The sequence below is a fragment of the Acetobacter fallax genome (assembly GCF_011516735.1).
Taxonomy (GTDB): Bacteria; Pseudomonadota; Alphaproteobacteria; order Acetobacterales; family Acetobacteraceae; genus Acetobacter; species Acetobacter fallax.
Genome location: NZ_WOSX01000026.1, coordinates 19,519 through 40,689 on the forward strand (window position 1 = coordinate 19,519; position 21,171 = coordinate 40,689).

The following is a 21,171-nucleotide window of genomic DNA, read 5'->3' on the forward strand; positions in this document are numbered from 1 at the left end:
CATGGCGAACCGCCCGTCATCCATCGATCGGCTGGAGCCCGAGATCCGCGAGGAGATCGGGAGACTGCGCGGCAACGGGCATACGCTCGACGAGATCCTTGCTGCGCTCCGCGAACTGGACGTGACCGAGATCAGCCGGTCAGCGCTGGGCCGGCATGTGAAATCCATGGAACAGGTCGGGCAGACATTGCGTCACGCGCAGAACATCACCGAGGCGGTGACGCGTCAGTTCGGTGATGCGCCAGCGTCGCGCACCGCGCAGCTGAATATCGAGCTGCTGAATACTGCCGTGCTGAATCTGCTGTTTGATGCAACCGGATCCGCGTCAGAAGGGGAAGGAATAACTGCTGACACGGTCGTTAAACTGGCGCGGACGATTGATCATCTGACGAAATCATCCCGGGCGGACATCGAGAATCAGAAACAGACGGAAGATCGGATCGAGAAGCGGATCAAGAAGGAAACTGACGAGCGTCTGAACGAGGCGATGAAGGAACGCGGGCTCAGTCCGGATACGGCCGAGAAGATCCGCAAAAAGGTCCTCGGGCTCAAATGACGAACAGTCCGCAGGAATGGCCGCTGCTTCCCTATCAGCGAAAGGCGAATGACCTGATCCTGTCTCATGAAGTGACAGTGATCGAGAAATCACGGCGGGTCGGTTTGTCATGGGGGGTCAGCTGGCTCGCCGCTCTCGTCGCGTCATCGAGCCGGGAAGCCGGCGGGATGGACGTGTTTTATATGGGATTTGAAAAGGACATGACGCGCCAGTTCGTGTCCGATGCTGCGGATCATGCGAAGCTACTTGAGATCCCTGCATCTGAAGTCGGCGAGAGCCTTTTCATCGATCCGGAAAATCCGGACAGGGATCTGAAGATTTTCCGGCTTGATTTCGGATCGGGCTACGAGGTGCTCGGCCTGCCGTCCGTCGCGCGCGCCTTCCGGTCGAAGCAGGGGCTGGTCATCATTGACGAGGCCGCCTTCATTGACGATCTGCAGGCGGTTCTGGACGCGGCCTTCGCGCTGCTGATCTGGGGCGGACGGATTGTTATCATCTCATCGCATAATGGCGATCAGAGCCCGTTTAATACACTCGTGAACGACATCAGAGCGGGCCGTCATCCTGATTATGCGCTGATGCGCATTACGTTTGACGATGCGCTTGCCCAGGGCCTCTACCGAACGATCTGTCTGCGCCAGGGACAGGACTGGTCGGCGGAGGGAGAGGCCGGGTGGCGCGACAAGATCATCCGGATGTACGGTGACGGAGCGGAGCAGGAGCTGTTCTGCATTCCGCAGCCTTCGACCGGGGCGTACATCCCGCTCGCCGTAATCGAGGCGCGTTCAGTGCCTTCCGCACATGTGATCCGGTGGTCCTGCGATCCGGCCTTTACGCTGTTGCCGGAGAAGATCCGCGAGGCCGAGGCGCGGCGCTTCTGTGAAGAGCAGCTTCTGCCTGTCGTTGAGCAGCTTGATCAGAAAACGCCACACTGTTTCGGCGAGGATTTCGGCCGGACCGGCGATCTGACCGTGCTGTGGTTCCTCGCTATTGAGCGGAGCCTGTTGCGGCACACGCCTTTCGTTCTCGAACTGCGCAACGTTCCTTTTGAGCAGCAAAAACAGATACTGTTCTGGATTGTCGACCGGCTGCCGCGCTTCCGGGCGGGCAAGATGGATTCTCGCGGTAACGGTCAGTATCTGGCCGAAGTTGCCGTGCAGCGCTACGGCGAGCGCATCGAGGCAGTGATGCTGAGTGAGGGCTGGTATCGCGACAACATGCCTCCATTCAAAGCTGCGATGGAGGACGGGACGATCACGATCCCCGCCGATCGGGACATTCACGACGATATCCGCTCTTTGAAAATCGTGCGCGGTATCGCGAGGGTTCCGGACAGCCGCTCCGCCGATCAGACCGGGACGCGGCATGGGGACGCGGCGATCGCGGTTGCCATGGCGTGGGCGGCCTCACGGGCTGATCCCGAGGAATATGGCTACCAGGCCGCGCCGAATCCTTATGGGATGAACAGCGGATCGGGTGGCAGGCACGAGTGGGCTGTCGAGGATGAAATCGCAAGAGAGCGTTCAGGGCGGCGCGATTTTTACGGATTACGGGGGAGTGTGCGGCTGTGACTGATATCGGATGGATCTGTCTTGCGGTGGTTATTGGAATCATAGGCCTGTTCGGCGTGTGCCTGATCGTGTTGTCCGGGCGATCCGAGCAGTCATCCGAGGCGCAGCGCGCTGCAACGGAAGCAGATGACGTGGCCACGGTTTCGGCAAAGATGACGGCGGCGCAGACAAACGCGGCGCCGGATGACACGACGCTGGACACGCGCCTGAAAGCAGGAACGTTCTGATGTGGAGTGAAACCGATACCGATATCGCCAGGCTGCGAAAAATCGGACGTGGATCATTGCGCGCAGGTGCTCTGATCGTCGCGATCGCGCTTGTGTCCCTGATGTGTGGATGCACGCGGCCGGTGAAGCTGATCTGTCCGTCTCTCATGACGTATTCAGCGAGTGATGAGAGCACGCTGAGGCAGGAACTCGCGAGTGCCGCGCTGCCTGAAACGCATCGGTTCGTGCGTGATTATGGCGGACTGCGCGACCAGGTGCGGGCCTGTCAGGCGGCGCAGTGAACATGAATCCGGACTCTGATCCTGAATTGAAAAAACTCGTCGAGATGGAGGCCTGCGAACGTCTGTCATCCCTCTCAGGCAGACCTTTTGATGTGTGTAACTGCCGTTGCCGGCTGATTCCCGTGGAGAAGCCAGTCGGCTGCGAGACGGCTGCCCGTCTGATGCGGCAACAGCAGCAGGGGCGTTACTGATGGCTCTGATTGATCCTGTGACGAACAGACCTTTTCCTCCCGCAATGCTGCGCCGGGTAGCCGGCGGCCCAACGCTGGTCGGGTCACGGCCGGCGATTCACACGACGCCGATCGGTAACATTGATCCCCGGATGCTGGGGTCTCTCCTCACCGATGCCGCTCAGGGAAATTCTCTGTCATGGCAGACGTTCTGTGAAGAAATCGAGAGCCGGGATCTGCATTATCTGTCCGTGCTGTCGACGCGGAAGCGCACTGTAGCGCAGGTTCCGATCACCGTGACCGATGCCGGTCCGTCGCGGAAGCAGAAGAAGCAGGCGCAGTTTGTCCGTGACTGGGTCGAACGCGGCGTGCTGCGGCACGCGATTTTCGATATGCTGGACGCGATCGCGAAGGGCTGGTCAGTTCATGCGATCGAGTGGGGTCTGAAGACGGGCGGCTACGTGCCGGACAAGCTGCTGTTCAGACCGCAGCGCTGGTTCGATATCTCGTATCAGGATGGCGAAAGTCTCAAGATCCGCGACGATGCATCCGTAACCTTTACGCCGGACATGATCGGGGCTTTGCCGGAAAGCGGCTTCGCAGGGGTTGATCCGCGCCAGTATGTCGTTCACCGCCATCCGAGCTGGTCGGGACTGACGCTTCAGTCCGGCCTGACGCGCGCCATTGCCTGGGCAAGCATGTTCAAGTTTTTCACCGTGCGGGACTGGGGTATTTTCGTTCAGAACTTTGGACTGCCGGGCCGGATCGGGCGGTATGGCCCGGGAGCGTCCGAAGAGGACCGCGAGGTTCTGTGGCGGGCAGTCACGGATTATGGTGGCATGTTCGGCGCGATCATGCCGAAGGACATGGATTTTGAGCTTGTCGAGCCGAAACACGGCGCCGGCTCAAACGACATTCATGAGCGACGGGCAAAGTGGCTGGACGAGCAGATCAGCAAGGCTGTTCTGGGACAGACCGGAACGACGGATGCGCGGAGCGGCACGCACGCATCCGGTGCGATCCATCGGCAGGTGCAGGAGGACATCGAGCGCGCGGACGGCCTGCTGCTGAGCTGGACAGTCAACGAGCAGATCGTGCGGCCGATGATCGACATGACTTTCGGTGGTGCCGATGGCGATTATCCGCTGGTGATGATCGGCCGGCCGGATGAGATCCCGCTCTCCGAACTTGTGCAGGCGGTTCAGTGGCTTGGACCGCAGGGCCTGAAAGTGAAGGCGCAGGAGGTTCTCGACCGCATGTCGCTGTCGCCACCGGAGGACGGGGACGAGACGATCGGGATTGCCGCGCAGCCGCAGCCCGTGCAGCCGTCGCACGATCTGCCTGGCGAACAGCGGACGCCGCAGTCCCTGCCCGCGCGGGCATCTGCGCCGACAGTGCAGAGCGAGCCGGCGCAGGGGCAGGAATTGCGGGAGCAGAAATCCGGCGGAAAGCTGGCACTGCATGCACAGATCGGGCAGTTGCTTGAAAAGCACGTTCAGGCTGAAGGGCCGCACGTCATCGACCTGATGACGCAACGACTGGCCCGGACGGCGGCATCAGCCGTGAACGGGATGACAGGCGCTGTGCGTGAGCAGCTGACGCTGGCGACCAGCATGGAGGATCTGCGCGACCGTCTGGAGCGGCTGAATCTTGATGACGATGCTTTCGGCGTGGCGATGCAGGCCGGTGTTCTCGTGGCGGAACTGGCGGGTGAGGCATCCGCTCTGGATGCCATGAAGCGTGGCTGACGATGTTGCTTATGGCGCGACGCTGCCGCCGTCAGACGCGATAAAATTCTTTCGCGACAAGGTGAATGTCCCGACGGAGCGCTGGGGCGAGATCGAGGCGCACGCGCATGCGACGGGATTTGCTGTTGCCGGCGCGACCTCTCAGGCTTTGCTGGATGATTTCCGCAAGGCCGTTGGCAAGGCGTTGACGGATGGCACGACGCTGGCGGAGTTCCGGACGGATTTCGACAGCATCGTGACGCGGCGTGGCTGGGAATTCACCGGGACGGCGGGATGGCGGGCGGATCTGATCTACTCGCAGAACCTGTCGAATGCCTATTCCGCCGGGAATTACCGACAGCTTACCACACCCGAAGCACTCGATATTTTCCCTTACTGGCAATATCAGCACCACGTCTGCCAGCATCCGCGACATGATCATGAGGCGTGGGGAGGGATGATCCTGCGCGCGGATGATCCGTGGTGGAATACGCACTGGCCGCCGAATGGCTGGAGGTGTCACTGCACGGTCGAACCTGTGTCGCGCGCGGATCTGCGCCGGAACAGGTGGGAAGTTGGCGAGGCTCCGCCGCTTGATCTGCGGTCGTGGAAAAATCCTGTGAGCGGGAAGACCGAAATGATTCCGAAAGGCATTGATCCCGGCTTCCAGACTAATCCGGGGAAGCTGTGGCTTGAGGCGGAAAAAACGCGGGCGGAGACAGCGCTGAAGCCGGTGCAGAATATCGATGGGAAGCTGCCATCCCGCGTGACGCCGGAACGACGGCAGGAAGTCCAGCAGGAGCAGATCGGCCGGCTGGTGACGATGGACATGCCGGCCGGCACTGTGGAGGCCGGAACGGCACCAGAGCCGGTGACTGAAGCTCTGAAGGTGAAGACAGACAGTGTAAAGCTTTCTGATGATACTCTGCAGAAAAACCGCGTGCATCACCGCGAGATTACGGATGAAGAATACGGGGCTCTGCCGAAGATGATCGCGCATCCGGAAGCAATTGTGGCGGACAGAAAGCCGACATCGGTCGTGATGATCTCGCGCCGGGAAAAGCGGCTTTACCGCATTGCAATTAAACGCACGCAGGACGGTCACGAGCTTTTTCTGGCGTCGTTTAACGGGTTGTCAGTCAGTGACGCGCAGCGGCTGGCTCGCAACAGGACGATGTTGTGGGGCTCTGTGCCGGATGAACTGGAGAGCAACGCTGACGACGAGTGATGTGGCGCACGGATGGGGCCTGCTGGCCAACCCCATAAAGCGCTCCGCTGCAGACAGCGTGCTACGGCAAGCAGATTCATCACCGTGTCGCCATGCGCCACGACATCACAGTAGCACCATTGAGAATGTGAGGCGACAGGAATGGCCGGGATCTCGATAACAGGATCGACACAGCCAGTTCAGGACGCGCTGGGGCGCATCGCGTCGATCGGCCGTGATCCGTCACGGGTGCTGCTGGCGCTGGGAAGAGGTGTCGTCAGAAACACGCGAAGCAGAATGAAGGACGGCGTCGATCCGCGTGGTGTGAAGTGGGACTCTTATGCGCCGCTCAATCCACTCTACGCGTCCGGCAAGGAGGGGCCGGGAATCCTTCGTGGAAAGGATTTTTCGTCGTCCGGCCTGTATGCGAGCCTGACGGCTCGGGTGCGTGGAAACGTGCTCGAATGGGGTTCCGGCAAGGTCTATGCGCGCATCCATCAGATGGGTGGCTGGATATTTCCGAAAAACAAACCCTATCTGAGCTTTGAGATGGGCGGGATTCCTTTCAGCGTAAAATCGGTTTTCATCCCTGAGCGGCCTTATCTCGGCTTTACGGCGGATGACCGTGCAATGATGATGACCGAACTGGAAGAATTTCTGGAGCGGGCGATGAAGTCATGATCGCCTTTCACGCTCAGGTGGTCTTTAAGCGGCGCTAAGCGGGGGTCAGGCGGCTTTTTAGCGTGGCTTTGGGTGATTGCCTGTCCGGAGCCTGCATCACGGCTCTGCGGCGCTCTGCGCGCGCGATCGGGTTACCACGCGATAAAACGCTGGATCATGGCTGGATGCCTGCCCGTCTGGCATCACGATGCAATGAACGCTCTGCTTCACTTTCACACGATGCTGCCGGACAGCGAAACACCGCCTGAGTGGATTCATCTGCTTCCGGCCGGGGTGTTTCGCGGAGCCGACGGCCGTGGTCCCTATCGTCTGGAGAACCCTGATGCGCTGATCCGTCATTCGATGGAAATCGAGCACGGCAAGATCCTTCTCGATGAAAACCACATCACCGACCATGCGGCGAAACACGGCGGTTCAGCACCGGCCATGGCGTGGATCGTCGAGCTTCAGTCCCGCGCAGACGGGATCTGGGGCCGCGCCGACTGGACGAAGGCTGGCGATGACGTCTGGGAAAAAAAATCATACCGGGGTCTGTCTCCGGCGTTCGCGACAAACACAGACGGCGTGGTCACGCGTATCGCGCGGGCATCCCTGACGAATCTGCCGAATTTGACGCTGACACATCTTCACACACAATCGGAGAACGCGGGGATGAACCCTGATGATATCGCGCGGCTTCTGGGGCTTCCTCAGGGGTCGACAGAGTCTGATATTCGCGCGGCGCTTGGTCGCGCCGGTTCAGCCCTGACGTTGCATAGCCAGGTGACTGAACTGACCGGCCTGCCTGCGTCCACGTCGACGGATGCGCTGGTGACCGGGCTGCGGGCGAAGCAGGAAACGGTCAGTACGCATGCGCAGCAGCAGATCGACGGGTTGAAAAAGCAGCTCGGCGAAGTGCGCGAGCGTGCGTCGCAGGCATGGCTGGAGACGGCAGGAAAGCGGAAGGTGATTTCGGAAGATCTTGGAAAAGAGCTTCTGACGCTGCACTCGCAGAATCCGGACACTGCCGAGATGATCGTCAATGGTCTGGTCGATGTTCCGAAGAACGTCACCATGCATTCCCGGGGCGCGTCAAAGATTCAGCCGACCGCCGGTTCAGGTGGTGTGGCTTCAGATCTGTCATCGGCGATGGATGACGCACTCGGCCTGACGGAGAAAAAGTGAGATGCCGCTGACATCTGATTCCTCATATCTGGAAAAGAGGGTTCCGCACGGTCCTGAATTTCCGCACGTCGTGGCGGCCGGTGTGAAAACGTTTCGCGGGTCGATCTGCCTCGTCTGCCAGGACGGCACGATTGTTCTGCCGCAGACGGAAAATCCACCTTCTCCGGTTGTTGCTGTTGTCGGCCTTGCTGACCGGCAGCTTGATGCGACCGCCACGGCGGGGCTTGCGCCGGCAGTCGGAGGCGAGCCGCCACTCTGGCCGAAGAAAGGCTGCTGGGCTCTCCCGTTCGATACAGCTCCGACATGGGCGGATTACGGGAAGCCGGCCTATGCGGTCGATGACGCTCAGGTCTCACTCACTGAAACACCGTCGGGCGGATCGGCCCGGCTTCCCGTCGGCACGATTGCCGGCTTCGACGAGGCTGGAAACGCCTTCGTTCTGATCGCGTGAGGCTGAGATAAGATGGAAATCAATGCAGGAAACATGAATGCGCTCACCACGAAGGTGAACACAGCATTCAATAAATATCTGACCGTCGCGCCATCGCTCTACCAGCGGTTCTCCATGACCGTGCCCTCGTCGTCAGGGGAGAACTTCTATCCGCGCATCGCCGAAATCGGCGGTCTGCGCGAGTGGGTTGGTGAGAGGCAGATCGAGCAGCTCAGGGTTGGTTCTTTCCGGATTCCGAACCGGACATTCGAGCAGACACTCGGTATTCGCCGCGAAGATCTGGAGGATGATCAGTTCGGGGTTCTGACGCCTGCGATCGAGCAGCTCGGTTACAACGCATCCGTCCTGCCTGACGAGCTGGTTTTTGATGCTCTGATGGCCGGAACAACAACCGTCTGCATGGATGGTCAGAACTTCTTCGATCCGGACCATCAGACTTACGATCAAAACGGCAGGGTCATTGCGTATTCCAATGTCGGAGTGCCGCAGTCCGGTGAGACTGCCGGGCCAGCCTGGTATCTTTTCGATACGACGCGCCCTCTGAAACCGATGATCTTTCAGCCGCGCCGGCCTTTCACCGTGACAGCGAAAACGCAGGTGAGTGAAGGGAATGTCTTCAACGAGAACCGGTTTCTCTGGGGCGTCGACGGCCGGTGTGCGGCAGGCGTCGGCATGTATCAGGTGGCGTATCGCTCGACCCGCCCGATTTCCGGAGCCTCGTTTCAGGATGCTCTGACGGCGATGGCCAGTCAGCGTCGGAAGGACGGGACGCCGTATGGCATCCGGCCGAACCTGATGGTGGTGCCGACAAATCTGGAAGGTTCCGGGCGACTGCTGCTGAACGCGGAGTTCGTGCCCTCCACGGGAGGAACGAATGCGGTTTCTGTCAGCAACCCCTGGAAAGGTGCTGCTGAACTGCTCATCGCGCCCCGCCTGTCTCTGACGAACGGAGGCTGATGATGGGACGGGCACCACAAACAAAACAGAGCGGTGACATGAGTGAAGAGACGAAGAAGGCTGTCGATGCGGCTGTGGCTTTTGCTGGCGGCGCTGACATTCTCTCGCGCGGCGACGGCACGATCGCCGTTCCGGGTGGTTCTGTCATCGTGGTGTGCCGGCGTCCGGGGTTCCGGCGCGCGGGCATCGAGCACAAGGGGCTGGAGATTTACGCCGACGGTGATCTCTCTGAAGAGACGGTCGCGGCGATCGCGGCGGACCCGCAGTTTGAAGTCATCAGGGTCCGCTGATGGCTTATGCCACGCTTGCCGATCTGATTGAGCGTTACGGGCTGGATGAGCTGCAGACGCTCACCGCATCCCGTGATGAGCTGATTGGCGAAGTCAACGAAGCACGGGTCGGGCGGGCTCTGGATGAGGCGTCCAGCCTGATCGACAGCTATCTGATCCGTCGTTACGTGGTGCCCGTCATTCCGCCGACACCGGCTCTCGTCCATGCCTGCTGCAAGCTGGCGCGATACGATCTGGCGGTCAGTTCAACGACTGTGCCGACGGACCAGATGCGGGCGGACCGTAAGGATGCCCAGGGCTGGCTGAACGACATCGGCGCGGGAAAAGCGACGCTTGAGAAAGCGGTGACGTCCGACACGAGTAATCAGTGGTCGCGGTTTCAGGCGCGTCGGCCCGGACTTTCGTCGAGCAGGTGCTTCTGATGACCGAAAAAGACGAACTCTATCCAGGGCTTCTGAAGGATGGGAACGTTGTCACGGCGGCCTGGAACGGGCTTCGGTCCCGGCTGCGAAAGGGACTTCCCGAGACAAAATTCAAACATTTCGTCGTGCCGCCCCATGCAAGTAAAGCGACGTGGACCCGCATTCTGTCTCCGGATCAGTCGATCGCGGTCGGTTTCTCAGGCTGGAAGCCGTCGTCGGACACAGGGAAAACCTTTCGGGGTGACCTGATTTTTCCGGTGTTCGGCCTGGTGAGGATGAAAAACGTCGAGCAGCTCTATCTCGGGTCGGAACAGGTGCGCGGAATCGGAACATTCGGACTGGTCGCGACGCTGACAGCGATGCTGCACGGTTTCTCTGTCACGGATGTCGGCAGGTGCGTCGTGCGTGATGTGGAGCTTCCGCCCGCCGCTGAGTGGATCGACGAGGCCCAGGCGATCGTGGGCGTTACGGCCGTCTTCGAGAATGTCTCACTGGATGATGCTGCGCTTTACGCGCAGGCGGATGATTTTCTGCGTCTCGGCGAGAGCTGGGATGTCAACGACACGACATATCCGGACGCGGTTCTGGAAGTGAGGGGCGAATGACACCGGTGAAAGTGGCGGACGGACGGCGTGTTCTGGATCAGACGGGGCGCGTCGTGCCGTCAGGACAGACGGTTGAGGTGGACGAAAAATGTCTTTTCTGGGCCGCGCTGATCCGTTGCGGTGATCTGGTCGCTGTGCCTGTAAAGCCCGGCAAAGGGAAGAATTCATGAGCGGCTCGATTACGTTCGGAGAAATCCCGGATCAGTGGGAGGTTCCCGGTGCTTACGCGGAAGTTACGCAGATCAATTCCGGCACGACGATGGCCGGGATGCCGCTGCGTGTGCTGCTGATCGGCGCTCTCAGCGCTTCCGGAACAGGTCAGGCCGGCACGATTTATCCTAACGTGACCGCATCCTCCGCGCAGTCGCTGGCCGGCCCGGGTTCATTGATGGCTCAGGCTGTGAAGGCATTTGTCACGGATGCGCCTTACACGGTTCTGGATATGGTTCTGGTCAGCCCGCAGCCCGGAGCGGCGAAACAGGCGTGGACGGTGACACCTCAGGTCTCGGGTTCGTCTTCCTCCTCCGGAACAACGGCTGCTTCCGCGTCCGGCACCTCGACGACTGCCACCGGCGTCGCGCCGGTCGTGGTTGCCGCAGCGTCTGCGTCCGGACAGACTGCACTGCAGGTGAACGGTGTGCGCGTGCCTGTCGCGGTGAGCGGCGGAATGACGGCGGCTCAGCTCGGAGCTGCGGTCGCGGCGGCGTGGACGTCCGACATTCAGTTAACGACCGGGGTGGCCTGTGTCGCCGATGCCTCTGGCGTGCTGACACTGACGGCTGTTGAGGCTGGTGGGTGGACAGCGGATATCGACGTGCGGCAGTCGGCGCTGGCGATCGACACGGTGCCTGGCGTTTCATTTGCGATTTCGACGCTCACGGCCGGAACAGGCTGGCCGGATATGACACCGGCCCTGAGTGTCACCAGCCACACGTGGTACACTGATATCGTCACGTGCCTGTATGACGCTGCCAATCTGGTGACTTTCGCGACGGAACTGAAGCGTCGTTTCAATGCGATGGTGAAGCTGGACGCGCATGGATATTTCGGAGCGCGAGCGACGTACGGGCAGGCTCTGGCGCAGGCTGAGACGCTGAACTGTCAGCAGATGACGTGTCTGCCGGCCGGGGGCGCGCGGTGGCATCCTGCGGTCGCGGCTGCTTCTCTGGCGGCGGTGGCGTCGGCGGCGCTGAATACGGATCCGTCGCGACAGCTGCGCGGACTTGCGCTGACCGCGCTGGCGGGGCTCGGCCCGGATGATGCGGATCGCTTTGATGAATCGATGCGCAACATTCTGCTTCAGAACGGCATGAGCACGTTTCTGGTCGGGCAGGACGGCAGCGTGACGATCGAGCGGGCGATGACGACATATCAGGCCGATTCCAACGGGAACGCGGCTGAGATGGACGCGCGCGACATCATGGTTCCGAAAACAGCCACACGGATCCGGTATGAGTGGAATCTGTATATTTCGACCACGTATCCGCGCGCGAAGCTGGCCGATGACGGATCGCCGCTGGCGAACGTGACATCCGCACAGGTCGTAACGCCGACAGTCGTGCGTAACGCGTGGGCCGGGCAGTCCCGTCTGTATGAAAATCAGGGCTGGATTGAGAACACGTCCGATCTGGCGAAAAAGGCGATCTTTACGCGGCACGCGACTGACAGGAACAGGCTGGATTCCTATCTGCCGATTCAGGTGATCGGTGCGCTGATCGTCGTCGCCAGCTCGATTCAGTTGCAGGAGTAAGACATGGCGGAATCAGTTGGCGTTCTCAGCATCTGGTGGCTCGGAACGCAGTATGATTGTCAGAAAGGCAGCTCGATCCGGCTGCCGGCGATGCGCAACGTGACGCAGGTGGCAGGTTATACCGCGCATCGGTCGAGAGAGTTTCAGCAGGGCCAGGTGAAGGCGACTCCACTCCTCCTTGTCGGGCAGAGTCTGGAGACATTCAATCCGGGGGATGAGGGCGAGCTGCAGGTTCTGGCGGACACCGGTCAGAGCTGGGTTTTTCCTGATGCGTATATCACGGATGCACCGACACTGACCGATGACGGCGGCAAGATGCCGATCACCTGGGAAATGAGCACTTATTCGGAGACGACATCATGAGCGATGATCTGAACGCTGGCGGGACGTTGCCGGCAGGATGCGTGCGTAACGACGACGGAACCGTGACTGTGCCGCTCGGTTTTCCGGTTCAGGGTTCGCCCGATTCAGTTGTGATGGCGCGGCTGAACGGTCGCGCGATGGTCGATGTGATGAACGCGAAAGGAGACGGCGATCGTGCGGAGCGCATGGTGCTGGGCTCTCTCGGCTTTGTCGGGCCAAAGGGCGCGAAGTTCATCTCGGATCTCGACGGACAGGATTTCATCACGTTGTCTGAGGTCGCGGGCGGTTTTTTGGAGAATGGCCGGAGGGCTGGCCCGTCATCCTCGCAGGACTTGCCCGCGAGCTGAGGTTCTCGGGGACTGAAATTCTCGCCATGTCTTACGAGGACGTCGCGTTCTGGTGTGCGGCTGCCTCCGGGCTGGCCGAACAGCGGCGGGATGCGATTGAGGAGGCCATGAGAAACCGTAATGGCTGATGATCTTCGCGCAAAGTTTCAGCTCGATTTCAACGTCGGTTCGACCGAGGCGATCAGTCGTGTCGAGCAGATCCTTCAGAGAATTGACGGGGCGCTGGACAAGCTGCGCCGGGCTGTCGATCCGTTCGCAGAAATGACCGCGCCTGTCGCGCGCGCCACCGCCGCGACTCAGGCTCTGAATGAAACGCTGGCGCGCACGACACAGGCGACCGGGAGCGCCAGTGAAGCGACGACGGTTCTGAATGAAGCGCTGAACGTGACCGGATCGGCGGCGGCGGAAGCCGGCGAGGGGCTGAGTGTTGTGGGCACGCAGGCCGAGAGTGCGGCGGCGCGGGTTTCGGATGCGGCGGCGCGAATGCAGTCGGCGATGCGCGGCGTTTCCGCGATGAATGATTTTCACGCAGGTTATGGCGGTAGCGCGGGCAGTGCTGGCGGCGGGATGGGACGGGTCCGGGCTGCCGGAGGGGCGATCAGTGGTTTTGGCGATTCGATAAACGCAGGAATCGGTAACGCTTTTGGCGCGGCGGCGACCGGACTTGGGCTTATTGCTCCGATCCACGCGGCGGCGGAATATGACAACGATCTGACGCATATCGGTATTACGCTGGGACAGACGGGTGCTGCGAACGCGCCTTTCGCGCGCGCGCTGGGCGAGCGGATCGATGCGATCGCGCGGCAGACCGGGCAGAAAAGTCCGGATCTTGTGGGGGCGGCATCCTTTCTCAGCCAGGAAGGCTATTCGCTGCCGAAGATTGAATCGTTTTTGCCGCAGGTTGCACGGATCTCGACGGCCTATAATTCAGCGCCGTCCGCCGTGGCGAAAACCGCCTTCGCCCTGAATCAGAATCTCGGCATCAGCGATGCACAGCTGCCAACAGCTCTGGCGATGATAGCGAGAGTGGGCAAAGAATCCGCGCTTCCTATGGAGCAGCTTGCTCCGCTCTTTCCTCTGGTCGCGTCGGCTGCCGGAGAAATCGGTGTGAGCGGGCCGCAGGGTGTGGCCGATCTTGCGTCAATGATGGCAATCATCCGTAAAAATGTCGGAACAGAAGGCGAGGCCACGACGGACCTTCGTCGTGTCATCTCAACATTTACGTCAAATCACGGTCGCACGCGTTTCAAAAAGCTTCTGGGGGTCGACCCGCAGACGATCATGGATCAGGCGAACGACCAGGGGCGAGATCCGCTTGCCGCCGTCATGGACCGGATACAGGCCGTTCCGACAGCGCGCGGGAGACAGCACGCGGTTGCCGAGCTGTTCGCCAATTTAGAAGACCGGACAGCCGCAGCAGCGATGACGCGTCAGTTCGATCAGATGATGGCGATCCGCGACAGGATTCAGAACACCTCACCGCAAATGATCAATGCGGATTTCGATACGGGTCTGCAGTCGACACTAATCCGCCTGCAGGCTTTTGAAGATGCGCTGGGTCAGCTGAACCGACGGATCGGTTCAAGCTTTGTGCCGGTTCTCAACACGTTGACTTTCGGTCTGAAAGGTCTGGTCAGCGGGTTTGATGCGGTCAATGAAATCACGAGTGGCTGGGCCTCGACGATCTCAGGCGGTGTCGGTGGTTTTCTGGCTTTCGCGACGGCTCTTGGCGTGATCCGTGCCGTGTGTGGTCCGCTTCTGGCCGGCCTGTCATTGCTGCGCATCGGCGCACTGGCGCTGATCAGCCCCTGGGGACTCGTGGGGATGGCGCTCGCTGGCGTCGGTGTGGCCGCTTATGAAATTTACAAGCATTGGGACGGGATAAAGCCTTATTTCACGGCTCTGGGTTCGTGGATGACGTCATGGGGCAGGTCGATCGGGTCTTTCTTCTCGCATATTTTCGACGGTTTTTCGGCGGCGTTTCACGACATCGAAAACCGGATCGCATCGTCGTCTCTTGGTCACCTTATGGGGATGTCTGCGGTTCCTCATCTTGTGCCGGCGATCCCTTCGGGTGGTGGCCAGTCTCAGTTCGGGCTGCATGTGTCGCATGAGCCCGGGCTGCGGATCACGCAGACGGGTGGTCCACGTGGCGCGATGACGATCGGTCCGGATCGCGGCCGGATGGTAGCGCAGCCGTGAGTGGATTTCTGGGTGCGCTGAGCAGTATCGGGTCGCTTGCCCAGGGCGAGGGCGCCGCCGTTCTGAGTTCGGCCGGCGGTGTCTCCGGTCTGCTGGCATCGCCGTTCGGTTCGATCCTGAGCACGGCGAGCTGGCGTGGCGTGACGTTTTTCATGCCGTCTTCACAGAGTTCCGCCGGCCGTCGTCTCGTCCAGCTGCTGTTTCCGGGGTCGGACACCTGGCGGGTCCAGGATTTCGGCAAGGCACCGCAGACGATCCGGATTCGCGGGCTGATCATCGGTGACGACTATGTCATTCGTGCGAAGAGGATGGCGGCGGCGCTGGAGAAATCCGGCCCGGCGACGCTGATTCATCCATGGTTCGGGACGGTGCAGGCACGGCTGCTGGAGCCGGCGTCGATCAGTTTCTCGGACGGCGAGATCCGTCTCGCACGCTTCGAGGCAACGTTTCTGCGTGAGCAGGCCGCCAGCACTTCGGGAGGTCTGTTTTCACAGATCGCCAGCACGATCGATTCAGTTCTGACATCGGCGGACGATCTGGTCGATCAGGCCACGATGGTGGTCCAGAGTGTGCTCTCGCCGCTTAATGTGGGGCTCGCGCTGGCGGGCGCGGCGCAGGGAGTGGTCAGTCAGGTCAGCGGTGTCTGGGACGCGCTCGTGGGCTCCTCGCCTGTCGCGGTGCAGGCAGCGGCGCTGAGCGGGCAGACGGCGCTGGCTGCGGGTGTGACCGCGCCGACGACGAACGCGGATACGAGCTGGGCGGATTCAGTGACGGAAGTCCTTTCGGACGTGCCGTCATCGATCGCGAACGCGGCCATCCCGACCGATACGTCTGCGGTGGCGGCTTCGGTCGCGGTCGTCGGTGATGTGTCGGATGATGTCGATGTGACGACGGCCGTCACGCTGCTGCTGACAGCGGCGGTTCAGATCGGTGCGGCGGGCACGGCGGCGGCGGCATCTTCCGTGGTGCCTGGCAATGTTCTGGCGCTGTCTCTGGCTGCCCGGGTTCTGACGGTTTCTCAGGCGATGGCGGCACAGACCGCGCAGGTTTATGCGAGCCAGCCTGATGCACTGACGGCCCGGGATACGATGCTGGCCGCGCTGGCTGGTGTCGAGGCAGATCTCGATGCGGCGATGTCAGTGGCGACCGTGCCGCTTATGGCTCTGGGATTTTCAGTTCAGAACGCACGGACTCAGGTGACGGCCGACATCAGCGCACAGCTTGGCCGTCTGCCTGCTCTGGTGACTGTCACGACGGGCTGTCCGGTAAACGCCTGGGCGGTCGCTTATGCGGTGGCAGGTGACACGCCATCGGATGTTGCGTCCATATGGGATGATCTCGTCACCCGTAACGACCTGATTCATCCGGCTCTGGCCGGTCCGGGCGATGTGATGGTGCTGGAGCCTTCATCGTGAGCGCGACGGCCGCGACGGTCACGGCTTCAAGGCGCCCGGTGCGCGTCCTGGTCGCTGGCCGTGAACTGCTGACATGGACGACGGTCGAGGCCGGCCGCGATCTCGCTGACATCGCCGGGGCTTTCCGCATTGAATATACCGATGTTCTCAGAGACTCTGATGCAGGTTTCCAGTCTGCGTCGTCCGATGCGATTCCGGTTCATGAGCACATGGCCGTGCAGATTTACATTCACGGCGCGCTGGTTCTGAACGGTTACATCGATGATCTCGACCTGGTGTGCCAGGACGGCCAGGCACGTTGCACGGCATCGGGTCGCGACCGCGCTGGCGACCTGGTGGACTGTGCGGCCAATCCGGTCGGCCCGGGTGAGTATCGACAGGTGCAGCTGCTCGATGTCGTCGGCTCGCTGGTGAAACCCTACGGTCTGTCAATCGACAGTGATACGGACACCGGTGCGCCGTTTACGCTGGTGGCGGTTGACGAGGGAGAGCCGGTGATGTCGGCCATCGAGAAACTGAGCCGTCAGCGCGGGGTTCTGATCGTGTCCGATGGTGTGGGTGGTCTCAGGCTGACGAAGGCCGGGCAGCAGCGCGCTGCCGGCGACATTATCTTTCCGACACGAGGCACGTCTCTGGAGACGAGGGTCTCCGTGCGCGAGCATTATTCGGACGTCTGGGTCAAGGGGCAGTTTCCCAGCCAGCTCCGGCCCGCTCAGGCCACGCTCAGTGCTTCCTCAGCGCCGGCTGATCGGCCGGTCAGCGCGTCCGGAGCGCAGTCGTTCACGCAACAGGAAATGAATGCGTCGGCGCGGTATGGCCATGCGGTCGATCCGTCGGTCGGCCGGTGGCGTCCGCGTTTGTGGCTGGCGAAAACGCAGAGTGGTGGCTCGAAAGCAACGCAGAACGCGGGCAATCCGCCGCTGGACGCTGATGCAGCCGGATTCCTGCGAAGTCAGGGCCTGAATCCGGCAGCCTATCATGCGGCGCCTGCGGCGACGGGTCGCAGCAAAAAGCGGGCTGCTTCGAAGCCACGGTCCGATACAGACCCGTGGACGCTCCAGGATCAGGCCGAGTGGCGGATGCGCAGCACGAAAGCTCATGGCACCGCGCGGGTTTATACGGTCGCTGGCTACGCGGTGAATGACGAATTATGGCGACCGAACACGGTTGTGCGCGTCCGCGACAGTTATTCAGGGATTGACGGCGACAGGCTGATCGGGGCTGTGACGTATGTCGCGGATGCCAGTGGATACCGCACACGAATTTCGGTGGTCAGCCTGGATGCCTACAACATCGAGGGCGAGCCTTCGACGGCGGCGAGACGATGAGCGATCATCTGTGGATGGCTCTTCGCGCGCATACGGTCCGCGCGGTGATTCATGCGATCGATGACACGGGTGCCGAGCAGGCTGTGGATCTGACTGCGCATTATGGCTCTCCGCGCACGAAAGTTCCTGTTCATTATCCGTTCGGGTTCGCGTCGAGCGTTCCTCTGGACGGGGCCGTCACGCATGTTGTGGCGACGGGTGGCGATCAGGCTGATCTGGTTGCGCTGCCGCCAGCTAATCCGTCGGTCGCGCGGGTGGGTCCGCTGGCCGAAGGTGAAGCGGTTCTCTACGATTCAGTCGGGCAGAAAGTGTATCTGTCCGGCGGAAGGATTGTCCGGGTTGACGCGCACACGTCGATGGACGTGCGGATCGGTGGCAAGATGGTGTTTCAGGTCACGGCGGGCGGCGCGGCGGTAACGGGCAGTCTGAGCGTCTCCGGTGATGTCGCGGTTCAGGGCAATGTCACGTCGCAGAAAGACGTTGTGGCCAGTGGGATCTCACTCACGAAGCATGTGCATGGCGGTGTTCAGGGCGGCTCATCGACGACGGGCGCGCCGCAGGACTGATAAAGCGCTGGATCATAGTATGAGCCCTCCGCGCGCGCGATGGTTCGCGCATGGTTCAGACAGCCGGAATGATGATGCGGTTTCGTGCGGAGCTGGGTGCGTGCGACCTGATGGTCGCGGCGTCCGGCAACGGTCGCGGCCGGATCATGGTCGATGCCACCCCGGAAACGATGCTTTTATCTCAGATAGGAAGCGACCGGCGCGCTGATCCGTCTGATACTCTGCCGCAGGAAGTGGCGCTGCTGCCCGCGCAGAGCGGCGGTGCCTTTGGTCGCCGTGGCTGGCCTGGCGACACACTGCTGCCGCTCGCGACGAGGCAGGGCTCGCGTCTGTGGCTTCTCTCCCGAGGCAAAGCCGACGAGGACGACCGGGTCGCGGCGATCGGCTACGCGGCAGAGGCCGTCGGTCCTGTTGCGGATTATACCGGAGTGGACGCGCAGGTGACAGCCGGCTGGCTTCGGGCTGGTGTTCTGCAGATTTCAGTGACAGTGGCCAGCACGACGGTCCGCGCGCGGGCAGGCCGCGCATGACGCTGGAAATTCCGACGCCATCGACCATCGCGCGCCGCTTTGCTGCGGCACTGCTGGCGAACCCGGTGACTGCGTCTGACGGATCTCAGGTGGTTCTTGACGCTAACGCTCCGGGCTCGGTCGAGCAGGTTCTTGGCGGTGCGTTCTCGATGGAGATGACCGGCGTCTATCGCTATGCGCGCGACTGGTGTCTTGAGCTGATGGTCACGACAGCGACCCCGAACGGGTTACTGCCGCAGCATGCGGTGCAGTGGGGGGTGCCGCGCATCGCCGCGCAGTCCGCGATCGGCAACGTTCTGGTGGCAGGCACATTGCCGACTGTTGTGCCGATCGGACAGGCCGTGACGATCGACGGATCTGTGAACTGGACGGTCACGGCGGAAACAACACTGGTGGCCGGCACAACAGTCAGCATGCCGGTGATGGCCGCGACGTCCGGATCGGTCGGTAATCTGGCTGCGGGAACAGCTCTGACAGCGGTGACACCGATCGCAGGCGTGACGTCCGTTGTGGTGGACGGATCAGGGCTCGCTGGCGGGGCTGCGATTGAAGCGGCCGACAGCTGGCGGGCGCGGATCATCGACGAAATCCGCAATCCGCCGGGTGGCGGCACGCCGGACGATTACGTCAAATGGGCGAAGGCTGCCGGCGCTGCCTATGTGAACGTGGTGGGCGGCTGGCTCGGCGTCGGCACCGTTGGCGTGATTGTCGCTATGGCTGGTCGCGTCGCTCCGACCGCTGCGCAGATATCGGCCATTCAGGCCTATATCGACGATCCGTCCAGAAAAATCGTCCGCGCCAATGCGACGGTTATTCCGGCGACCATCGTGTCGAAAACCATCGTGTTGTCGATTGATCCTGACACTCTGACAGCACGGGCAGCAGTGGAGCAGGCTGTCAGTTCATTTTACGGCGGCACTGGTCTCGGGGCTGAACTTTATCTCTCTCAGCTGTCCGACGCGATTTCGTCCGTGGCTGGCGAAACCAGTCATCTGATCATCTCTCCGACCGACAACGAGCAACTCGCGCCAAATCAGCTGACCGTTCTCGGTGGCGTGGCGTGGCAGGCAGCGTCATGAGAATTCCTGACTACGACCTTCTTGCGTCTCTGACTGGCGATGAAACGTTTTACGTCGTGGACGAAAACGGCCGGTCCAGGCGGGCGAAAACCGGATCGATTTCAGGCGCGGCGGCGCAGTTTGCAAGCACGGGTAAGTTTTATTCGGATCAGGGCGCGACTGTGGCCCGCTATGGAGACCGGCTGTTTGTCGGGTCAGCCACCGCGAACGACGGTGCGGCGGACCGTGATAACCGACCGACGGACTGGCTGACCTCAGAGATGGCTGCGACATCGATCGGTGGCTGGGCGATCTGGCGTTCAACACTGGCTGCACTGTCGACGATCGGTGCGAGCGCGGTCGCGGCAGGATCGCGCACGTCCGACGCGGTGAGCAATGCGGCCGCGCTGGGCTCGATGCCCAGCAGCATCGGTGTGTCATCGTGGGGCATTGCGGACAGCACACAGAACCCGACGGACGCAACGGCTTATGCCTTTTACGGCGAGGCGTGGCGGATGGCGGGCGTGAATTATCAGCCGACCTTCGGGATGGAGCTTGAGGCGGTCAATCTGGGTGGCGACGCGTCAGGCATGACCACGCCCTACCACGTGAACTGCGGTGGTGGTGTTTACGGCATTCAGCTCGGGTCTGGCGGCGGTCAGACGAGTGGAACGAGTGACGCGGAGGCGGCGCTGACATTCGTGTCGAACCCGTCGCGCTGGAAATATGGTCTGATGTTCGCGGCTGGCTCGCTGACCGGAACGGACGGCACGGACAGCGGCTACGGGTCTGCGATCGTGATGGCGGCCCGGCAGGGTTTGTCGTGGTCGACGCCCGAGACAGTCGAAAATGTTCAGGGCGCGAGCACTGGCGCGATGGTCTGGTCATCGGTGGCGGCAGCCGCGAACGGCCAGCGGATCGAGTTCAGTGACAACGGACTGCTGTTCGAAAACAGCACCGGCCATCTGCTTTTTTCCGTCCTGCCGATGGCGGATCCGAACGCGACGCTGCAGGTGCAGGCCGGAACTGAACAGCAGGCTGCCGGCCTTTACGTCAATGAGGGAAATAATGGATCGCCAAACATGCTCCTCTCCTGCGCCACCGGAGGTAATTTCATGCTCCAGGGCGAAATGGTGGCAGCGAATACTGCGACGCCTTTTACAGCCGCTCCTGCGTATGGGTGGTTGCAGGCTGGTGTCCTGGTCGGAGGAAGCTGGGTCCAGGGACGCATCCCCGTCTTCTCCGCCGACCAGGCCGGAGGCTGAGGTGACGCTACGGCTTCAGCGCAGGGACGTTGATCTTG

At 61.6% G+C, this 21,171-nt stretch carries 24 protein-coding genes; all 24 read left to right on the forward strand.

The window, feature by feature from the left end; all coding sequences use genetic code 11:
• Position 1: 1 nt before the first annotated feature.
• The 24 genes from GOB85_RS12570 (at position 2) to GOB85_RS12685 (ending at position 21,133) form a co-directional block, all read left to right on the forward strand.
• Positions 2–556, forward strand: coding sequence for a DUF3486 family protein (locus GOB85_RS12570; RefSeq protein ID WP_173577837.1), 555 nt, complete (start codon positions 2–4; stop codon positions 554–556).
• Positions 553–2,127, forward strand: a complete 1,575-nt coding sequence (locus GOB85_RS12575; protein ID WP_242011488.1) for a hypothetical protein — start codon at positions 553–555, stop codon at positions 2,125–2,127. Before GOB85_RS12570 ends, GOB85_RS12575 begins: the two co-directional genes overlap by 4 nt.
• Complete coding sequence (locus GOB85_RS12580) at positions 2,124–2,354, forward strand: hypothetical protein (RefSeq protein ID WP_173577838.1); 231 nt, start codon at positions 2,124–2,126, stop codon at positions 2,352–2,354. The genes GOB85_RS12575 and GOB85_RS12580 overlap by 4 nt, the downstream gene beginning before the upstream one ends.
• Positions 2,354–2,635, forward strand: coding sequence for a hypothetical protein (locus GOB85_RS12585; RefSeq protein ID WP_173577839.1), 282 nt, complete (start codon positions 2,354–2,356; stop codon positions 2,633–2,635). Before GOB85_RS12580 ends, GOB85_RS12585 begins: the two co-directional genes overlap by 1 nt.
• A gap of 190 nt (positions 2,636–2,825) precedes the next feature.
• On the forward strand, positions 2,826–4,553 hold the full coding sequence (locus GOB85_RS12590) for a DUF935 domain-containing protein (RefSeq protein WP_173577840.1): 1,728 nt from the start codon (positions 2,826–2,828) through the stop codon (positions 4,551–4,553).
• A complete protein-coding gene (locus GOB85_RS12595) occupies positions 4,546–5,760 on the forward strand; it encodes a phage minor head protein (RefSeq protein WP_173577841.1) in 1,215 nt (404 codons plus the stop codon). The genes GOB85_RS12590 and GOB85_RS12595 overlap by 8 nt, the downstream gene beginning before the upstream one ends.
• A gap of 141 nt (positions 5,761–5,901) precedes the next feature.
• On the forward strand, positions 5,902–6,420 hold the full coding sequence (locus GOB85_RS12600; protein ID WP_173577842.1) for a phage virion morphogenesis protein: 519 nt from the start codon (positions 5,902–5,904) through the stop codon (positions 6,418–6,420).
• Positions 6,421–6,576: 156 nt separating this feature from the next.
• Positions 6,577–7,584, forward strand: coding sequence for a phage protease (locus GOB85_RS12605; RefSeq protein WP_173577843.1), 1,008 nt, complete (start codon positions 6,577–6,579; stop codon positions 7,582–7,584).
• Position 7,585: 1 nt separating this feature from the next.
• Positions 7,586–8,035, forward strand: a complete 450-nt coding sequence (locus GOB85_RS12610; protein ID WP_173577844.1) for a hypothetical protein — start codon at positions 7,586–7,588, stop codon at positions 8,033–8,035.
• 12 nt (positions 8,036–8,047) lie between these two features.
• Positions 8,048–8,992: a Mu-like prophage major head subunit gpT family protein gene (locus GOB85_RS12615; protein ID WP_173577845.1), complete on the forward strand. Its 945-nt coding sequence runs from the start codon at positions 8,048–8,050 to the stop codon at positions 8,990–8,992.
• Between the two features lie 38 nt (positions 8,993–9,030).
• Positions 9,031–9,282, forward strand: a complete 252-nt coding sequence (locus GOB85_RS12620; RefSeq protein WP_173577846.1) for a hypothetical protein — start codon at positions 9,031–9,033, stop codon at positions 9,280–9,282.
• Positions 9,282–9,704, forward strand: coding sequence for a gp436 family protein (locus tag GOB85_RS12625; protein ID WP_173577847.1), 423 nt, complete (start codon positions 9,282–9,284; stop codon positions 9,702–9,704). Before GOB85_RS12620 ends, GOB85_RS12625 begins: the two co-directional genes overlap by 1 nt.
• Positions 9,704–10,309, forward strand: a complete 606-nt coding sequence (locus GOB85_RS12630; protein ID WP_173577848.1) for a hypothetical protein — start codon at positions 9,704–9,706, stop codon at positions 10,307–10,309. Before GOB85_RS12625 ends, GOB85_RS12630 begins: the two co-directional genes overlap by 1 nt.
• Positions 10,306–10,479, forward strand: coding sequence for a hypothetical protein (locus GOB85_RS12635; protein WP_173577849.1), 174 nt, complete (start codon positions 10,306–10,308; stop codon positions 10,477–10,479). The genes GOB85_RS12630 and GOB85_RS12635 overlap by 4 nt, the downstream gene beginning before the upstream one ends.
• Positions 10,476–12,059, forward strand: a complete 1,584-nt coding sequence (locus tag GOB85_RS12640) for a phage tail sheath subtilisin-like domain-containing protein (RefSeq protein ID WP_173577850.1) — start codon at positions 10,476–10,478, stop codon at positions 12,057–12,059. The genes GOB85_RS12635 and GOB85_RS12640 overlap by 4 nt, the downstream gene beginning before the upstream one ends.
• A gap of 3 nt (positions 12,060–12,062) precedes the next feature.
• Positions 12,063–12,422, forward strand: coding sequence for a phage tail tube protein (locus tag GOB85_RS12645; RefSeq protein ID WP_173577851.1), 360 nt, complete (start codon positions 12,063–12,065; stop codon positions 12,420–12,422).
• Entirely contained in the window at positions 12,419–12,769 is a 351-nt protein-coding gene (locus tag GOB85_RS12650) for a hypothetical protein (protein WP_173577852.1), read from the forward strand. The genes GOB85_RS12645 and GOB85_RS12650 overlap by 4 nt, the downstream gene beginning before the upstream one ends.
• A gap of 120 nt (positions 12,770–12,889) precedes the next feature.
• Complete coding sequence (locus GOB85_RS12655) at positions 12,890–14,971, forward strand: phage tail tape measure protein (RefSeq protein WP_173577853.1); 2,082 nt, start codon at positions 12,890–12,892, stop codon at positions 14,969–14,971.
• A complete protein-coding gene (locus GOB85_RS12660; protein ID WP_173577854.1) occupies positions 14,968–16,386 on the forward strand; it encodes a DNA circularization N-terminal domain-containing protein in 1,419 nt (472 codons plus the stop codon). Before GOB85_RS12655 ends, GOB85_RS12660 begins: the two co-directional genes overlap by 4 nt.
• Positions 16,383–17,714, forward strand: a complete 1,332-nt coding sequence (locus GOB85_RS12665; RefSeq protein ID WP_173577855.1) for a phage baseplate assembly protein — start codon at positions 16,383–16,385, stop codon at positions 17,712–17,714. The genes GOB85_RS12660 and GOB85_RS12665 overlap by 4 nt, the downstream gene beginning before the upstream one ends.
• On the forward strand, positions 17,711–18,280 hold the full coding sequence (locus GOB85_RS12670) for a phage baseplate assembly protein domain-containing protein (RefSeq protein ID WP_173577856.1): 570 nt from the start codon (positions 17,711–17,713) through the stop codon (positions 18,278–18,280). Before GOB85_RS12665 ends, GOB85_RS12670 begins: the two co-directional genes overlap by 4 nt.
• 50 nt (positions 18,281–18,330) lie before the next feature.
• Complete coding sequence (locus GOB85_RS12675) at positions 18,331–18,810, forward strand: phage GP46 family protein (RefSeq protein ID WP_173577857.1); 480 nt, start codon at positions 18,331–18,333, stop codon at positions 18,808–18,810.
• Positions 18,807–19,889: a baseplate J/gp47 family protein gene (locus GOB85_RS12680; protein WP_173577858.1), complete on the forward strand. Its 1,083-nt coding sequence runs from the start codon at positions 18,807–18,809 to the stop codon at positions 19,887–19,889. Before GOB85_RS12675 ends, GOB85_RS12680 begins: the two co-directional genes overlap by 4 nt.
• The gene (locus GOB85_RS12685) at positions 19,886–21,133 is read left to right on the forward strand and encodes a hypothetical protein (RefSeq protein WP_173577859.1); all 1,248 of its coding nucleotides are present in this window, start codon (positions 19,886–19,888) and stop codon (positions 21,131–21,133) included. The genes GOB85_RS12680 and GOB85_RS12685 overlap by 4 nt, the downstream gene beginning before the upstream one ends.
• Positions 21,134–21,171 lie beyond the last annotated feature (38 nt).

Coding starts and splice junctions, on each gene's coding strand:
- GOB85_RS12570 (WP_173577837.1), top strand. CDS start 2: ATGGCGAACCGCCCGTCATCCATCGATCGGCTGGAGCCCGAGATCCGC.
- GOB85_RS12575 (WP_242011488.1), top strand. CDS start 553: ATGACGAACAGTCCGCAGGAATGGCCGCTGCTTCCCTATCAGCGAAAG.
- GOB85_RS12585 (WP_173577839.1), top strand. CDS start 2,354: ATGTGGAGTGAAACCGATACCGATATCGCCAGGCTGCGAAAAATCGGA.
- GOB85_RS12590 (WP_173577840.1), top strand. CDS start 2,826: ATGGCTCTGATTGATCCTGTGACGAACAGACCTTTTCCTCCCGCAATG.
- GOB85_RS12600 (WP_173577842.1), top strand. CDS start 5,902: ATGGCCGGGATCTCGATAACAGGATCGACACAGCCAGTTCAGGACGCG.
- GOB85_RS12605 (WP_173577843.1), top strand. CDS start 6,577: ATGGCTGGATGCCTGCCCGTCTGGCATCACGATGCAATGAACGCTCTG.
- GOB85_RS12610 (WP_173577844.1), top strand. CDS start 7,586: ATGCCGCTGACATCTGATTCCTCATATCTGGAAAAGAGGGTTCCGCAC.
- GOB85_RS12615 (WP_173577845.1), top strand. CDS start 8,048: ATGGAAATCAATGCAGGAAACATGAATGCGCTCACCACGAAGGTGAAC.
- GOB85_RS12620 (WP_173577846.1), top strand. CDS start 9,031: ATGAGTGAAGAGACGAAGAAGGCTGTCGATGCGGCTGTGGCTTTTGCT.
- GOB85_RS12625 (WP_173577847.1), top strand. CDS start 9,282: ATGGCTTATGCCACGCTTGCCGATCTGATTGAGCGTTACGGGCTGGAT.
- GOB85_RS12630 (WP_173577848.1), top strand. CDS start 9,704: ATGACCGAAAAAGACGAACTCTATCCAGGGCTTCTGAAGGATGGGAAC.
- GOB85_RS12635 (WP_173577849.1), top strand. CDS start 10,306: ATGACACCGGTGAAAGTGGCGGACGGACGGCGTGTTCTGGATCAGACG.
- GOB85_RS12640 (WP_173577850.1), top strand. CDS start 10,476: ATGAGCGGCTCGATTACGTTCGGAGAAATCCCGGATCAGTGGGAGGTT.
- GOB85_RS12645 (WP_173577851.1), top strand. CDS start 12,063: ATGGCGGAATCAGTTGGCGTTCTCAGCATCTGGTGGCTCGGAACGCAG.
- GOB85_RS12650 (WP_173577852.1), top strand. CDS start 12,419: ATGAGCGATGATCTGAACGCTGGCGGGACGTTGCCGGCAGGATGCGTG.
- GOB85_RS12655 (WP_173577853.1), top strand. CDS start 12,890: ATGGCTGATGATCTTCGCGCAAAGTTTCAGCTCGATTTCAACGTCGGT.
- GOB85_RS12670 (WP_173577856.1), top strand. CDS start 17,711: ATGAGCGATCATCTGTGGATGGCTCTTCGCGCGCATACGGTCCGCGCG.
- GOB85_RS12675 (WP_173577857.1), top strand. CDS start 18,331: ATGGTTCAGACAGCCGGAATGATGATGCGGTTTCGTGCGGAGCTGGGT.
- GOB85_RS12680 (WP_173577858.1), top strand. CDS start 18,807: ATGACGCTGGAAATTCCGACGCCATCGACCATCGCGCGCCGCTTTGCT.
- GOB85_RS12685 (WP_173577859.1), top strand. CDS start 19,886: ATGAGAATTCCTGACTACGACCTTCTTGCGTCTCTGACTGGCGATGAA.